Genomic DNA, 16315 nt, shown 5'->3' on the forward strand with positions numbered 1-16315 from the left:
TATAGTGTAACATGCCTTGAAATCCGCACTGGGTAAAGAGGGCATATCAAACAGGATTTAATGATAAAATAGATTTATTAATCAATGTATTGTGTTTATAGTCTTTCGTATTCCACGTCTCCTACCTTACCCATAAAAATAATTCAAAGAATTAAGCCTCTAACTATGCCGGGAGGAAGTGGAGCTTCACGGGCGAGCACTTTTGGGCACGTGGGTCTTTTGTTTCGATGGTTGAGCTAGATGAAAACATTATTTGAGCATCCGTAACCAGGAGAAAGAAGATGCGAGGTATAACAAAAATGAAGCTAAAGATGGGGTAAGTCGCCCAAGGCGATCATTATTACAAGCCACCGGATTTGTCAGTGGTATTTTTTTACTCTAAACTTGTTTTTCCCTGCGACAAGTCCATGGTGTTGTTTATTCCTTATCTTTCAACCAACTTTCCCGAATACCTCTTGCTTGCGAAAAAGACTTCTCCAGCGCGCTACCATCATGTCTTTTTAACATTTCCCGCAATTTATTCAGCTCTTCCTGATATGTATCAATCTGCCCAAGTAAGGTTGCGTGATTTGCTAAACAGATATCGCGCCACATTTCCGGGGAACTGCTAGCGATGCGGGTGAAGTCACGGAAACCGCTGCCTGCGAAACGAAGCATATTTTCAGGTTGATTAGTGCTGTTGAGGTGATTCATTAACGTGAAAGCGAGAATATGTGGTAAATGGCTAGTTGCGGCGAGAACTTGATCGTGTTCATCGGCAGGCATCAGCGAGACTTGTGCGCCGCAGGCTTGCCATAATTGCTCGACTCGTGCGACAGCGTCGGTGCTGGTTTCCGGTAGAGGAGTGAGGATGACATGTTTGTTAAGATACAAATCAGGTTGCGCGGCTTTTACACCGCTTTGTTCGGCGCCGGCGATCGGGTGGCCAGGGACAAAATGATGCCGACTTTGCATCGAAAGATAGTGGCGTGCTGCAGCCATCACATCCTGTTTGGTGCTGCCGGCGTCGGTAACGATGGTATTGGCGTGCAAATGTGGAGCGATTCTCTCCATGATGTACCTGGTTTGACCCACCGGCATCGCAAGGAATACCAAATCTGCATTGTGCAGAGCCGAAGCGATATCACTTGCGATTTCATCAATCACGCCGAGCTCAATGGCGCATTGCATGTTTTGTTGGCTGCGGCCAACGCCGACAATATGTTTGGTCAGGCCGGCGTTGCGTAAGGCCTGTGCAAATGATCCACCGATCAGGCCAACGCCGATAATAACCAGCTTATTGAGTGTTGCGATATTTGTCATTAGCAGCGCTCGATCGAGTTTTTGATTAATTCAATTCGCTTAATGCCAGCTCCAGTGCTTCCAAGAATCGTTTGTTTTGCGATTCCAATCCAACGGTAACCCGGAGATGATTGGGCATTTCGTAAATACCGAGCGGGCGGACGATGATGCCTTGTTGCAGCAACTTTTGATAAACCTCCAAGGTGTTGGATGCGTCACCCTTGACGCGAAAACTGATGAAATTGCCATACGAGGGAATGCATTCGATGCTCATTTTGCGAAAACCATCTGTGAGTTGTAGCATGCCCGCACGATTTAGCGCATACGAACGCTGTACGAATTCGGCATCGTGTAATGCGGCCAAAGCACCTACCAAACCAATGCTGCTGACATTGAACGGCTGGCGTACGCGATTCATCAGGTTAGCAACATCCGGATGGGCCAGCCCGAATCCAACGCGTACACCGGCCAAGCCGTAAGCCTTAGAGAAAGTTCGTGTGATCAGCAAGTTGGAAAACCGTTTCAACCAGCTGATACTGTCCGGTTTGTTCGCCTCAGGTAAGTATTCGTAATAGGCTTCATCAATAACGACTAATACATCACGGGAGACGCGCTCCATAAATCGGAATAGCTCATCTTCGCTGGATAAGGTGCCAGTCGGGTTATTCGGACTGGCGATGAATACGATGCGTGTTTCCGGTGTGATGGCATCTAGCATCGCTGGCAAGTCATGACCATAATCACGGGCAGGAATCGATATGCCGTTGGCGCCGATCATCTGCACTACCAGTGGATAAACGGCAAAAGCATGCTGTGAATAGACAGCAGCGGCGCCCGGTTTCAGAAACACACGTGCGGCCAAGTCTAAAACATCATTGGAACCATTGCCCAGAATAATTTGTTCTGGATCAATTTCATAGCGTTTGGAAAGTGCGGCTTTCAATTCGTAGCCGCTGCCGTCCGGATAGAGCGCGACATCGTGCAACGCGTTTATTATCGCATCTAATGCGAGCGGGCTGGTTCCCAGCGGATTCTCGTTGGAAGCCAGCTTGATTACACGCGCTTCATCCAGCCCCATTTCTCGTGCCAGTTCGGAAATGGGCTTGCCCGGCTGATAGGGTTGGATAGAACGGATGTATTCCGGAGCAAAGTCACAAAGATTCATAAGATTAAGTGTGTTATTGAGTAAAAATATCGGGTGCCGAGTAATTCAATCGCGTGACTACGAGGTGATGGTAAGTCGTTACGTCGCCGGATACGATCCCAGGATTTTCAGAAAAGCTGCTTTGTTGCGTAATTCTACCAGCGCAGCAGCCACGTTTTGATCTTGCTGGTGTCCTTCAATATCCACAAAAAAAACATATTGCCACAGACCTGCGCGCGATGGGCGCGATTCCAAACGGCTCATACTGACACCATATTGCGCCAGCGGCTCAAGCAATTTATAGATTGCCCCAGAATGATTGTTGGTTGACATGATGAGAGAGGTTTTATCTTTTCCTGAAACATCTACCATCTGCTTACCAATAACTAGAAAGCGCGTAGTATTTTTCGGATCATCTTCGATGTTTTCAGCGCAGATGGAAAGTCCGAACAATTCGGCTGCTCTCTTGCTTGCTATCGCCGCACCATGCTCGTCTGCTGCTGCCTGTCGGGCTGCATCGGCATTGCTGGCGGAGGTGACAAAAGCAATATCGGAAATTTGTGGTAAATTGATTCTTAGCCACTGATGACATTGTGCGAAAGACTGCGGGTGAGTATAGATTTTTTTGATGTGCGATAACCCGGCTTGCTGTGCCATGAGAAATTGATGGATAGCTAGTTGGATTTCGCCACAAATGATCAGCGAGGTTTGCAGCAATAAATCCATGGTTCTGCTAACTGCGCCCTCGGTAGAGTTCTCCACTGGCACCACCCCATAATTAGCTGTATCCGATTCCACAGCACGAAATACTTCATCGATAGAATCGCACGCTAGGGTTGTAATGGCATTGCCAAAACGTTTTAGTGCTGCATCTTCAGAGAAAGTGCCGCTAGGCCCTAGATAAGCTACGCTCATTGGCTTTTCCAATGCACGGCATACCGACATGATTTCGATGAACAGTTGTTTGATTTGTTTGTTGCTGATGGGGCCGCGATTTTGCTCCTGCATGCGTGTCAGTATTTGCGCTTCACGTTCAGGGCGATAAATAATGCCGCTCTTTTTAATCTTGCCGATTTGCTGTGCCAGTTCGGCACGTTTGCTCACCCGTTGAAGCAGTTCATTGTCAATGGCGTCAATCTGGTCGCGTAAATTTTTGAGTTCTTCTGACATGAGCGGTGAGAATTTTAGCTGAACAATAAGGTATTGAAGTCTATTGAGTAAGTGGTAGATATCGCGCCATGAGCACGCCGGCTATGGCGGTGATTTCATCCAATGCTTGTTGTGGCACCGGGCTGTCGACATCGACCAGTGTGAAAGCCATTTCTCCTCGTGACTTGTTGATCATGTTGTGGATATTTAATCCGGCCTTGGCCATGCTGGTGGATATTTGTCCCACAATATTGGGCACGTTGGCATTGGCAACTGCCACCCGATAAGGTGATTCTCGCTCCATCTGTATATCGGGAAAATTGACCGTATGAGTGATGTTGCCGTTTTGCAGATAATCGATGAGTTGATCTGCAACCATAACGGCACAATTTTCTTCCGATTCCTGTGTTGATGCGCCAATATGCGGTAACGTAATGATCGATCTCTGATGTTGCAATTTCTGACTGGGAAAGTCACTGACATAAGTTTTGATTTTGTTTGTTGCAATACCGGTCAGAACAGCTTCTTCATCGACAATCGCACTGCGCGAAAAATTTAATAGAACCACATTATGTTTCATTAACTTGATGCTTTTGTCATCGATCAGATGACGGGTGGAATCGAGCAGTGGAACATGCACGCTGATGAACTCGCTGTGGCGCAGGAGATTTTCTATGCTATTGGCTTTCTTGACTTCGGCTGACAAGTTCCACGCTGAATCCACAGTAATTTGAGGATCATAACCGATTACTTTCATACCTAGCTTGAGCGCAGAATTGGCCACCAGCCGACCGATTTCACCCAACCCAATGATACCGAGTGTGCGTCCGGGCAATTCAATGCCGGAAAAAAGCTTTTTTCCATCTTCAGCTTGTTTGTTCAACATCACATCATCGCCTTGCAGATTCTCAACAAACTGCAACGCAGGCACCAGATTTCGCGCAGCCAAAAACAGGCTGGCTAAAACCAGTTCTTTAACTGCATTGGCATTCGCGCCAGGCGTATTAAACACGGGAATGCCACGGTTATTCATATCGGGTACCGGAATGTTGTTGGTACCGGCGCCGGCGCGGCCAATCGCTTTAACGCTGACAGGGATATGCTGATTTAACATGTTATGCGAACGCACCAGAATTGCATCCGGCTCAGCAATATCGTTGCCAATCTGATAAGTTTCCGCCGGAAAGTGGCACAATCCATGATGAGAAATCTGGTTGAGTGTGAGGATCTTGAAGGTATTATGTCGATGTTCAGGCATGCTGATTGGCGAATTCTTTCATAAACGCAACTAATTTTGCCACACCTTCAACCGGCATGGCATTGTATATTGATGCACGCATGCCACCTACCGAGCGATGGCCTTTCAATTGAATCAGACCATTGTTGCTGGTCTGCCTGAGAAATTTTTCGTCTAGTGCAGAATTCTTCAATGTGAAGGGAACATTCATCAGCGATCGATCTGCTTTGGCTACTGGGCAGTGATAAAAATCATTGTCATCCAGCAAGTCATACAGCAAATTGGCCTTGGTAATATTAGTATTTTCCATTGCGACTAATCCGCCTTTATTTTTCAGCCATGTAAATACCAATCCGGTAATATACATGGCGTAAGTAGGTGGCGTGTTGTACATCGAGTCATTTTGCGCATGAATCTGATAATTGTATAGTGTTGGCGTGCCTGGTAGTGGTTTACCTAATAAATCTTCGCGGACTACGACCAGTGTTAACCCAGCAGGCCCGAGGTTTTTTTGCGCACCTGCATAGATTAATCCAAACCGCGTGATATCCAACGGTCGTGACAAGATATCGGATGACATATCGACTACCAGTGGAATACCGTTGTGTGAATCAATTTCTGGTACCCAATGAAACTCGACACCTCCAATAGTCTCATTGCTAGTGTAATGTATATAGGCTGCTTCAGGATCCAGTTGCCATTTATCTTGCGCGGGCACATAAGTGAAATTGGTGTCTGCCGAGGAAGCGGCGACGTTGATCGTGCAATAACGGTCAGCCTCTTCTATGGCTTTGGTTGACCATTGACCGGTATTAATATAGTCCGCTTTTATTTTGCCACGCAACAGATTCATTGGCACCATGGAGAATTGACTGGAAGCGCCGCCTTGTAGAAATAACACTTTGTAGTTTTCCGGAATGCCAATCAGTTCGCGGAAATCGCTTTCGGTTTTTGCGGCAATTGACATGAATTCCTTGCCTCGATGACTCATTTCCATCACGGACATGCCGCTACCGTGCCAATCTAACATTTCTTCACGTGCTTGCTGTAGTACTTCTTTGGGAAGAACTGCAGGGCCTGCACTAAAGTTATAGATCTGATCCATCGCGTTATTTGCGGTTAAGTTTTTGTGAGTTATCAACTCTCGTCATCGTCGTCTTCGCTTTCCACCACTCGCTCTAGTCCGGCCAGTTTCTCGCCGGGATCCAAGTTGATGAGAGTAACGCCTTGTGTGGCGCGACTCATTTCCCGTACTTCATTAACACGGGTGCGAATCAATACGCCGCCGGAAGTGATCAGCATAATTTCGTCGTCGGGTTTTACCAGTTTTGCCGTAACGACCTTGCCGTTACGCGCGCTGGTAATGATTGCGATCATGCCTTGAGTGCCACGGTTATGGCGTGTGTATTCGCCAATCGGAGTGCGCTTTCCATAACCGTTCTCAGTGGCTGTTAATACTGCGAGGTCTTCATTCTCAGCGACCAACATAGATATGACTTTATGTCCCGAACCCAACTTCATGCCGCGCACGCCACGGGCGGCACGTCCCATCGGACGTACGTCATTTTCGCTGAAGCGCATGGCTTTACCATTGTCTGAGAACAGCATCACATCATGTTTGCCTTCGGTCAATTCAACGCCAATGAGAAAATCCCCTGCATTCAATCCAATCGCAATAATGCCATTGTTGCGCGGACGGGAGAAGTCCGATAAAGGTGTTTTCTTGACCGTACCAAAGGAAGTCGCCATAAAGACAAAGCGATTTTCATCAAAGGTTTTGACCGGTAGAATCGCGTTGATTTTTTCGCCTTCTTCTAGTTGTACCCAGTTGATGATGGGTTTGCCCCGGGACTGTCGGCCGCCTTGCGGCACTTCATACACCTTGATCCAATACACACGTCCCAAGCTTGAGAAACACAGGATATAGTCATGCGTGTTGGCGATGAATAATTTGTCAATGAAGTCATCTTCCTTGGTGCTGGTTGCCAGCTTGCCGCGTCCTCCACGCTTTTGTGCGCGGTAATCATCCAGCAGCTGGGACTTGATATAACCAGTATGTGACAGTGTAACAACGACATCTGCTGGTGTGATCAGGTCTTCCATGCTTAAATCTTGCGTATCGACAATGATTTCACTACGGCGTTTGTCGCCGAATTGCTGTTTGATTGCATCCAGCTCTTCGGTAATGATCTGGGTGATGCGCCTTGGATTCGCCAGAATGTCGAGATAGTCAATAATCTTTCCAATCACATCTTTATATTCATCGACAATCTTCTCTTGTTCGAGACCGGTGAGGCGTTGCAAACGTAATTCCAGAATGGCTTGTGCTTGGGCATCAGATAAACGGTAGCCCTGTGCTTGTAATCCGAACATGTTATCCAAACCCTCAGGGCGCAGTGCGCTAGCGTCCGCCATTGCTCGCGTCAGCATTTCTGCAACCAATTGAGAATGCCAGATTTTTGCCATCAGCGCTTCTTTAGCATCAGCCGGTGTCGGGGCTGCTTTGATTAAGGCGATAATTTCATCAACATTGGATAGTGCGACTGCCAGGCCTTCGAGTAAATGACCGCGTTCCCGAGCTTTCTTTAGTTCGAACACGGTTCGGCGCGTGACAACTTCGCGGCGATGACGCAGGAAAGCATCTAGAATCTGCTTTAAATTTAACAGTCGTGGCTGGCCATCAAGCAAAGCCACCATGTTCATGCCAAACGTGTCTTGCATTTGTGTTTCTTTATACAAGTTGTTCAGAATGACCTCGGGCATTTCTCCGCGTTTCAGCTCAATGACAACACGCATGCCGGATTTGTCGGATTCGTCACGTAAATCAGAGATACCTTCAATTTTCTTATCGCGAACTAGTTCTCCAATGCGAATTAGTAAGTTCGCTTTATTAACTTGGTAGGGTAATTCGTCAATGATGATAGATTGGCGACTGCCTCTCTCCAGATCTTCGAAGTGAGTACGTGCGCGCATAACAACACGACCGCGACCCGTACGGTAGCCGTCTCGTACACCATTTACACCATAAATAATACCAGCAGTGGGAAAATCTGGCGCTGGAATTAAGTCAATAAGCTCATCAATACTGATATCGGGGCTTTTGAGTAAAGCGAGACAGGCTTCTATCACTTCGTTGAGGTTATGCGGCGGAATGTTGGTTGCCATGCCAACGGCGATGCCAGATGAACCATTGATTAACAGATTGGGGATTTTTGCTGGCAGTATTAGTGGCTCCTTTTCGGAGTCATCATAATTGGGGCCGAAATCCACTGTTTCCTTGTCAAGATCAACCAACAATTCATGTGCAATACGTGACATACGGATTTCGGTATAGCGCATCGCAGCAGCGTTATCACCATCTACTGACCCGAAGTTGCCTTGCCCATCAATGAGCATATAGCGCAGCGAAAAGTGCTGGGCCATGCGTACAATCGTGTCATAGACGGCAGTATCGCCGTGCGGGTGGTATTTACCAATGACATCGCCGACGATACGCGCAGATTTTTTGTATGGTCTGTTCCAGTCGTTAGAGAGTTCATGCATGGCAAATAACACGCGCCGATGAACCGGTTTTAAACCATCACGAACATCAGGTAAGGCGCGACCTACAATCACACTCATCGCGTAATCAAGATAGGAACGCCGCATTTCTTCTTCAAGACTGATAGGCAGGGTTTCCTTGGCAAATTGATTCATATCTTATGATTTTTGTGAGAACAGCGGGTTATGATGCAGAGGTGTATCTTCTTATTAAAGTTTAATATAAGAAAATTTATAAACCGCAGCATTCTAACATGCTGTCATAATTTCTTAGTTCTTTGCGGTGTAAAATTGCAAAAATAAGCTGGTCACTGGAGAATAAAGCTTGAAAAAGCAGATTAAATAAGTGACTATAATAGTTTTTCCAAATTTCTCTTACTTTGAACATTGAGCTGAGTTAGGGCGCGTAATTGAATTTTCCATCTAAAATTAAAATAAATGTGAGTCTAGTGCTGTGTCTAATTTGATGAATACTTATTCGCGGTTACCCGTTACCTTTGTGAAAGGGGAGGGAGTGTGGTTGTGGGATAATCGCGGTGAGCGGTATCTGGATGCGTTGGCAGGTGTTGCTGTGTGCGGGTTGGGGCATTGTCATCCAAAATTGACTAAAGCTATTTGTGAACAAGCCGGCGCGTTAATCCATACATCTAATCTTTATAACATTGAGAAGCAGGAGCAATTGGCTGATCGTCTGATTGAATTATCAGGAATGGATAATGCTTTCTTCTGTAATTCCGGAGCTGAGGCCAACGAAGCAGCGATTAAACTAGCTCGTTTGCATGGGCATAATAAAGGAATTTCGTTGCCGACAATTGTAGTCATGGAGCGCTCATTTCATGGCCGTACCATGGCAACCCTGACGGCTAGTGGAAATCGCAAGGTGCAGGCGGGATTTGAGCCCCTGCTATCGGGATTTGTACGTGTTCCCTATAACAGTATGGAGGCGATCACGCAAGTCGCTGCTAACAATAAGGATGTTGTGGCGGTATTGGTGGAGCCTTTTCAGGGTGAAGGTGGGGTTAATATTCCTGAGGCGCATTATCTGCAAAAGTTACGTAATCTCTGCGATCAAAACGGATGGTTTTTGATGTTGGATGAGATACAGTCTGGAATCGGACGTAGTGGTAAATGGTTCGCGTTTCAGCATAGCGATATTATGCCGGATGTAATAACATTGGCTAAGGGTTTGGCGGGAGGAGTTCCGATTGGCGCTTGCTTGGCTAGAGGTGCGGCTTCAGAAGTTTTCAAGCCGGGTAATCATGCTTCCACCTTCGGAGGTAATCCGCTGGCTTGCGCTGCTGCGATTGAAACCCTGAACGTAATTGCCGATGCAAATCTTCTTGATCATATAACGAGACTGGGTGACTTTATACGTGATAGGCTGAAGAAACAGCTGACCGGTGTGGTAGGAGTTGTGCAGATCAGAGGTCAGGGTTTGATTGTAGGTGTCGAGCTTTCAGTGCCTTGTGGTGAGCTGGTACAAAAAGCCTTGGAGAGGAAACTACTAGTTAATGTAACATCCGATAAAGTGGTGCGCTTGCTGCCTGCATTTGTGATGCAGCAAAACGAAGCTGAGCAGGTGGTTGACATTACTTGCTCATTAATAAAGGAGTTTTTGAATAACTAATCAGTGTGCATCAAGTTTTTGTGACTGATTGGTTGTTTATTTTGTTATGCAATTTAAGCATTTTCTGCAATTTAATGATTTCTGCCGCGATGAATACGAGTATTTATTTGAACGTGCGCGCTGGATAAAACAGGAGTTCAAACAATACCGGCAATACTGGCCATTGAATGATCGAACATTGGCGATGATTTTTGACAAAAATTCGACGCGCACACGATTATCATTTGAGGCAGGTATGCACCAGTTGGGCGGCGCGGCAATTTATTTGTCAACACGGGACACGCAATTGGGGCGGGGGGAACCTGTAGAGGATGCTGCGCGCGTGATTTCGCGTATGGTAGATCTGGTCATGGTCCGAACTTATCAGCATGACACTATCAAACGCTTTGCTGAGAATTCGAGAGTGCCAGTAATCAATGGCTTAACTGATGAATATCATCCGTGTCAAATTATGAGTGATATTTTTACTTATATCGAATATAGAGGCAGCATAGAAGGCAAAACTGTAGCGTGGATCGGTGATTCCAACAATATGTGCAATACTTGGTTACAAGCGGCCGAAATTTTTAATTTTCAAATGCATGTATCAACACCGCCTGGTTACGATATTGATCCTGAGCGGATAGGATTAAGCGGTGCTAAACATTACGAAGTCTATGCGAATCCGCGCGAAGCTGTAAGGGATGCGGACCTTGTTACAACAGATGTGTGGACGAGTATGGGATTCGAGGAGGAAATAGAGCAAAGGAAAAATGATTTTGCTGCATTTTGTGTTAATACAGAAATGATGTTATTGGCTAAATCGGATGCGTTATTTATGCATTGTTTGCCAGCACACCGTGATGAAGAAGTAAGTGCCGAAGTTTTGGATGGGCCGCAATCGGTAGTATGGGATGAGGCGGAAAACCGGCTGCATACGCAAAAAGCACTTATGGAGTATTTGCTTCTGGGTAAAATAAATACTGAAATATAGCTTGAAATTTAGAATTTTTAGTTGACCTATTTATTCGTTTAATTCGCTAAACAAAAATGTGATAAGAAAGAAGAATGAAAAAAATAAATAAAGTGGTTTTGGCATTTTCAGGAGGATTGGACACATCAGTTATCCTGAAGTGGTTGCAAGATACGTATCAGTGTGAAGTAGTGACATTTACTGCTGATATTGGGCAGGGGGAGGAAGTTGAGCCAGCGCGCGCAAAAGCAAAGCAGCTGGGTGTCAAAGAGATTTATATTGATGATTTGCGGGAAGAGTTTGTGCGAGATTTTGTATTTCCAATGTTTCGGGCGAATACGATTTATGAGGGAGAATATTTGCTGGGTACGAGCATTGCGCGTCCATTAATTGCAAAGCGGCAGATTGAAATTGCCGAGGAGACGGGTGCCGATGCGGTTTCGCATGGTGCTACAGGGAAAGGTAACGATCAGGTGCGTTTTGAGCTGGGATACTACGCATTGCAACCAGATATCCAAGTAATCGCACCTTGGCGCGAATGGAATTTAACTTCGCGAGAAAAGTTACTGCAATATGCTGAGCAACATGGTATTCCAGTTGAAATGAAAAAAAAGACTGGCTCACCTTATAGCATGGATGCAAATTTACTGCATATTTCATATGAAGGAAGGGTTCTTGAGGATCCAGCGGCTGAGCCAGAAGAGTCAATGTGGCGTTGGAGCGTATCACCTGAAAACGCACCCGATGTGCCTGAGTATATAGATGTAGAGTTTAAGTGCGGGGATGTCGTGGCCCTAAATGGCGTTAAATTGTCACCGGTTGGTGTATTAGAAAAACTTAATATGTTGGGCGGTAAGCACGGAATTGGCAGGCTAGACTTAGTAGAAAATCGATATGTTGGTATGAAATCGCGAGGATGCTATGAGACTCCGGGTGGATCAATTCTGCTGCGTGCACATCGCGCAATTGAATCAATTACTTTGGATCGAGAGGTTGCACACTTAAAAGATGATCTAATGCCGCGTTACGCTGAGCTGATTTACAACGGTTATTGGTGGAGTCCAGAGCGGAAGATGCTGCAAGCGATGATTGATGCGAGCCAGCAAAATGTCAATGGATGGGTGAGGCTGAAGCTGTACAAAGGAAATATTATTGTGGTCGGTAGAGACTCTCATGCTGATTCATTATTCGATCCAAATATTGCGACATTTGAAGACGATGCCGGAACTTATAATCAAGGGGATGCGGCAGGATTCATCAAATTGAATGCATTAAGGTTGCGCATTGCAGCTAAGCGCAAACTTGGTCAGCTTAATTGAATAGTCAGGAATACTCGATAAAATGCACATTAGCATGAGTAAAAAATCTGGATCATTTGCTCAGTTTATATAGAAATAAAATGCCAACATTTGACATAGTTTCGGAAGTTGATAAGCAGGAAGTCAGGAATGCGGTTGAACAAGTTAATAAAGAAGTAAATGCTCGCTTTGACTTTAAGGGTTCGGATGCGCGGGTGGAGCAGACTGATTATCAATTAACGGTATTTGCAGATGATGAATTCAAATTGGAGCAGGTTTTAGATATTCTCAGAATTAAATTGACAAAACGGAATGTGGATGTGCGATGTTTGGACAAGAATCAGATTGATAAAATTAGTGGGAATAAAGTAAAGCAGTTAGTGACAATTAAGACGGGGATTGAAACAGAGCTAGCTAAAAGAATTATAAAAAAAATTAAAGATAGTAAGCTTAAAGTGCAAGCCAGTATCCAGGGAGAAGTCGTGCGTGTAGTCGGTGCAAAGAAAGATGTGTTGCAGGATGTAATACAATTAGTAAAAAAATCAATTGATAGTTTTCCATTACAATTCCATAACTTTAGAGATTGATGGAGTTCGTTGGTTATATTCTTCGTATAACGCAAGAAATGAATGGTAAAACATAGCAAGATACTGGTAAAATGATGCCTGTGTTAACGATGTTTGTCTTGACACAAAAATATAAACCCAATAGAATCCGCTCTCTTTTTTGATGCATCTTTCCTTTCGTAAAAATAAAGATGACGAATAATTAATTTTACACCATTGATAAAATAGAAATATGGTTTAGCAATAGGTTAGTTGCAGACGGCTTAGAAGCCGTCGCAGTTTTTTAGGACATAGAAATGCCGACAATCAGTCAGTTAGTTCGAAAGCCGCGTATAGCTAAGCGGGTTAAAAGTAGCGTTCCTGCATTGGAAAATAGTCCGCAAAAGCGGGGTGTTTGTACGAGGGTATATACGACAACACCAAAGAAGCCAAACTCTGCGTTGCGCAAAGTAGCCAGAGTGAGATTGACAAATGGATTTGAGGTCTCAAGTTATATTGGTGGCGAAGGACATAATCTTCAGGAGCATTCGGTTGTGCTGATTCGTGGGGGGCGTGTCAAAGACTTGCCGGGTGTGCGCTATCACACAGTGAGGGGAAGTCTGGATACGGCGGGTGTTAAAGATCGTAAACAGGGAAGATCAAAGTATGGTTCCAAAAAACCAAAAACTGCATAGATTCTTATCTGAATATAACGCAAGTAATTTATTTATATAGTAAAAAACGAACAGAAAAGTAATAAATCTGAAGAGGTTGCATAATGCCAAGACGTAGAGAAGTTCCAAAGCGGGAAATTTTACCGGATCCAAAATATCACAATGTAGAGCTAGCAAAATTTGTTAATGTTCTCATGACGAGAGGTAAGAAGTCAGTGGCTGAAAGAATTATCTATGGCGCACTAGAGCACATCGGGAAGAAAACTGGAAATGATCCGTTGGAAATATTCACGCAAGCATTAACCAATGTGCGCCCAATCGTGGAAGTAAAGAGTCGTCGAGTGGGTGGTGCTAATTATCAGGTTCCGGTAGAAGTGCGTTCTGTGCGGCGTAATGCGCTTGCCATGAGGTGGCTTAGAGATGCTGCAAGGAAAAGGAGCGAAAAGTCAATGGATGCAAGGTTGGCGAATGAATTGACTGAAGCAGCTGAGGGGCGTGGAGGTGCAGTTAAGAAGCGTGAAGAGGTTCATAGGATGGCTGAATCTAATAAGGCGTTCTCGCATTTTAGATTCTAGTTGGGAAAAACTTAAAGAGTAGCATTCATTAATTGGATATTCGTAAGGCATTCAAACTGTGGCAAGAAAAACTCCTATAGAGCGTTATAGAAATATCGGTATCATGGCTCATATTGATGCGGGTAAGACAACTACTACTGAGCGTGTGCTGTTTTATACCGGTGTGTCGCATAAATTAGGCGAGGTTCATGATGGCGCGGCAACAATGGACTGGATGGAGCAGGAGCAGGAAAGGGGTATTACGATAACATCGGCTGCTACAACTTGTTTCTGGAGGGGGATGGCCGATAATTATCCTGAGCATAGAATTAATATCATTGATACTCCAGGGCACGTTGATTTTACAATTGAAGTGGAGCGATCTCTTCGGGTGTTGGATGGAGCTTGTACAGTTTTTTGCGCAGTTGGGGGGGTTCAGCCTCAGACTGAAACAGTTTGGAGGCAGGCAAATAAATATAAGGTTCCGCGTCTTGCTTTTGTGAATAAGATGGATCGCTCAGGTGCAAATTTCATGCGTGTTTATGAGCAGATTAAAACGCGGCTTAAAGCGGTGCCAGTGCCGATACAGCTGCCGATAGGAGCCGAAGACAAATTCGAGGGTATAGTCGATTTGGTTAAAATGAAGGCTATTTACTGGGATGAAGAAAGTAGGGGGATGAAGTTTGAGGAGCGTGATATCCCTGAAGCTCTGCAAGTAGATGCGAAAGCCTGGCGTGAGAAGATGCTGGAATCAGCGGCTGAAGCCAATGAAGAGTTGATGAATAAATATCTGGAGAGTGGAAATCTGGATATTTCCGAAATAAAGTTTGGTTTGCGAACGCGAACAGTTAGCAATGAAATAGTGCCAATGATGTGCGGGACTGCATTTAAAAACAAAGGGGTTCAGGCGATGTTGGATGCGGTTATAGATTATATGCCTTCGCCGACAGATATCGTGGCAGTGCAAGGTGAGAAGGAAAATGGCGATGCGGACAAGAGGATGGCTGATGATAACGAGCCTTTTTCAGCGCTAGCATTTAAGATTGCAACAGATCCATACGTGGGACAACTTATTTTCTTCAGAGTGTATTCAGGTATTGTGATGTCAGGTGATACAGTCTATAACCCGATTAAAGGAAGAAAAGAAAGAATTGGTAGAATATTGCAAATGCATGCAAATCAGCGTGAAGAGATTAAAGAAGTGCGAGCGGGAGATATTGCTGCCGCGGTGGGTTTGAAGGACGTGGTTACTGGGGATACATTGTGTGATACTCAAAATATAATCACGCTAGAAAGAATGGATTTTCCAGAACCTGTAATTCATGTTGCGGTTGAGCCAAAAACAAAAATTGATCAAGAGAAGATGGGCATGGCGCTCAATAGATTGGCCCAAGAAGACCCTTCATTTAGAGTTAGAACGGATGAAGAGACTGGGCAAACGATTATTTCTGGTATGGGTGAGCTACATCTTGAGATCATTGTTGATCGCATGAGGCGTGAATTTGGTGTGGAAGCGAATGTAGGTGCTCCACAAGTGGCTTATCGTGAAGCAATAAGGAAATTAGTCGAGATTGAGGGGAAATTTGTAAAACAATCCGGGGGGCGTGGGCAGTATGGTCATGTTTGGTTGAAAATGGAGCCAAATGAAACTGGTAAGGGCTTTGAGTTTGTAGATCAAATAAAAGGTGGGGCAGTGCCGCGAGAATATATACCGGCAGTTGAAAAAGGATTGTTGGAAACGCTTCCAAGTGGTGTGTTGGCGGGGTATCCTGTAGTAGATGTGAAGGTTACTCTCTTCGATGGTTCATATCATGATGTGGATTCGAATGAAAATGCTTTTAAAATGGCTGCATCAATAGCATTTAAGGATGGTATGCGTAAAGCCAATCCAGTGTTGCTAGAACCTATGATGGCTGTTGAGGTGGAAGCACCGGAAGATTTTATGGGAAATGTTGTGGGTGACTTATCATCAAGGCGCGGTATGATACAAGGAATGGAAGATATTCCTGGTTTTAAAGTCATTCGAGCAGAAGTGCCGCTTGCAGAAATGTTTGGTTATTCAACAGCCTTAAGATCTGCAACACAGGGAAGGGCGACTTATTCGATGGAATTTAAGCATTATTCTGAAGCACCAAAGAATGTGGCTGAAGCTATAATAAGCAAGAAATAGTGAAATTGTATAGAGTGTAAAAGGATAAGACATGGCAAAGAGTAAATTTGAGCGGTCGAAGCCACATGTAAATGTTGGAACGATAGGGCATGTGGATCATGGTAAGACTACGCTGACGGCGGCAATTACGACGATATTGACGAA

14 protein-coding genes are annotated in these 16315 nt (G+C 44.9%); 8 read left to right on the plus strand and 6 right to left on the minus strand.

What is annotated here, in order from left to right:
- Nucleotides 1-417: 417 nt before the first annotated feature.
- The 6 genes from K2Q13_RS04375 to gyrA all read right to left on the minus strand — a co-directional run bounded on the left by K2Q13_RS04375 (nucleotide 418) and on the right by gyrA (nucleotide 8507).
- Nucleotides 418-1302: a prephenate dehydrogenase/arogenate dehydrogenase family protein gene (locus tag K2Q13_RS04375; RefSeq protein ID WP_292919441.1), complete on the minus strand. Its 885-nt coding sequence runs from the start codon at nucleotides 1300-1302 to the stop codon at nucleotides 418-420.
- 25 nt (nucleotides 1303-1327) lie between these two features.
- On the minus strand, nucleotides 1328-2446 hold the full coding sequence (hisC, locus tag K2Q13_RS04380; protein ID WP_292919442.1) for a histidinol-phosphate transaminase: 1119 nt from the start codon (nucleotides 2444-2446) through the stop codon (nucleotides 1328-1330).
- A 78-nt stretch (nucleotides 2447-2524) separates the two neighbouring features.
- Nucleotides 2525-3595, minus strand: a complete 1071-nt coding sequence (pheA, locus tag K2Q13_RS04385; protein WP_292919443.1) for a prephenate dehydratase — start codon at nucleotides 3593-3595, stop codon at nucleotides 2525-2527.
- A 40-nt stretch (nucleotides 3596-3635) separates the two neighbouring features.
- On the minus strand, nucleotides 3636-4832 hold the full coding sequence (locus tag K2Q13_RS04390) for a 3-phosphoglycerate dehydrogenase family protein (protein ID WP_292919444.1): 1197 nt from the start codon (nucleotides 4830-4832) through the stop codon (nucleotides 3636-3638).
- Nucleotides 4825-5916: a 3-phosphoserine/phosphohydroxythreonine transaminase gene (serC, locus tag K2Q13_RS04395; RefSeq protein WP_292919445.1), complete on the minus strand. Its 1092-nt coding sequence runs from the start codon at nucleotides 5914-5916 to the stop codon at nucleotides 4825-4827. Before serC ends, K2Q13_RS04390 begins: the two co-directional genes overlap by 8 nt.
- 32 nt (nucleotides 5917-5948) lie before the next feature.
- Nucleotides 5949-8507 carry a DNA gyrase subunit A gene (gene gyrA, locus K2Q13_RS04400; RefSeq protein WP_292919446.1) on the minus strand — a complete coding sequence of 853 codons (2559 nt, stop codon included), beginning with the start codon at nucleotides 8505-8507 and terminating at the stop codon, nucleotides 5949-5951.
- 310 nt (nucleotides 8508-8817) lie between these two features.
- On the opposite strand from gyrA, the gene K2Q13_RS04405 reads away from it, so the two are divergent.
- From K2Q13_RS04405 to K2Q13_RS04440, 8 genes are all read left to right on the plus strand, one after another.
- Nucleotides 8818-9978 (plus strand): aspartate aminotransferase family protein, encoded by a 1161-nt coding sequence (locus K2Q13_RS04405; protein ID WP_292919447.1) that lies wholly within the window; start codon nucleotides 8818-8820, stop codon nucleotides 9976-9978.
- A gap of 46 nt (nucleotides 9979-10024) precedes the next feature.
- Complete coding sequence (gene argF, locus K2Q13_RS04410; protein WP_292919448.1) at nucleotides 10025-10951, plus strand: ornithine carbamoyltransferase; 927 nt, start codon at nucleotides 10025-10027, stop codon at nucleotides 10949-10951.
- A gap of 74 nt (nucleotides 10952-11025) precedes the next feature.
- Nucleotides 11026-12249: an argininosuccinate synthase gene (locus K2Q13_RS04415; protein WP_292919449.1), complete on the plus strand. Its 1224-nt coding sequence runs from the start codon at nucleotides 11026-11028 to the stop codon at nucleotides 12247-12249.
- 80 nt (nucleotides 12250-12329) lie between these two features.
- A complete protein-coding gene (locus K2Q13_RS04420) occupies nucleotides 12330-12815 on the plus strand; it encodes a YajQ family cyclic di-GMP-binding protein (RefSeq protein ID WP_292919450.1) in 486 nt (161 codons plus the stop codon).
- A 275-nt stretch (nucleotides 12816-13090) separates the two neighbouring features.
- Nucleotides 13091-13468: a 30S ribosomal protein S12 gene (gene rpsL, locus K2Q13_RS04425; RefSeq protein ID WP_062558929.1), complete on the plus strand. Its 378-nt coding sequence runs from the start codon at nucleotides 13091-13093 to the stop codon at nucleotides 13466-13468.
- A gap of 83 nt (nucleotides 13469-13551) precedes the next feature.
- Nucleotides 13552-14022 (plus strand): 30S ribosomal protein S7, encoded by a 471-nt coding sequence (rpsG, locus tag K2Q13_RS04430; RefSeq protein WP_103966276.1) that lies wholly within the window; start codon nucleotides 13552-13554, stop codon nucleotides 14020-14022.
- 58 nt (nucleotides 14023-14080) lie between these two features.
- Nucleotides 14081-16171 carry an elongation factor G gene (gene fusA, locus K2Q13_RS04435; RefSeq protein ID WP_292919451.1) on the plus strand — a complete coding sequence of 697 codons (2091 nt, stop codon included), beginning with the start codon at nucleotides 14081-14083 and terminating at the stop codon, nucleotides 16169-16171.
- Nucleotides 16172-16202: 31 nt separating this feature from the next.
- Nucleotides 16203-16315 (plus strand): GTP-binding protein (locus tag K2Q13_RS04440; RefSeq protein ID WP_292919459.1); only part of this gene is annotated, 113 nt, incomplete at its 3' end.

Origin of the sequence: Nitrosomonas sp., assembly GCF_019752095.1 — a bacterium.
Lineage (GTDB): Bacteria > Pseudomonadota > Gammaproteobacteria > Burkholderiales > Nitrosomonadaceae > Nitrosomonas.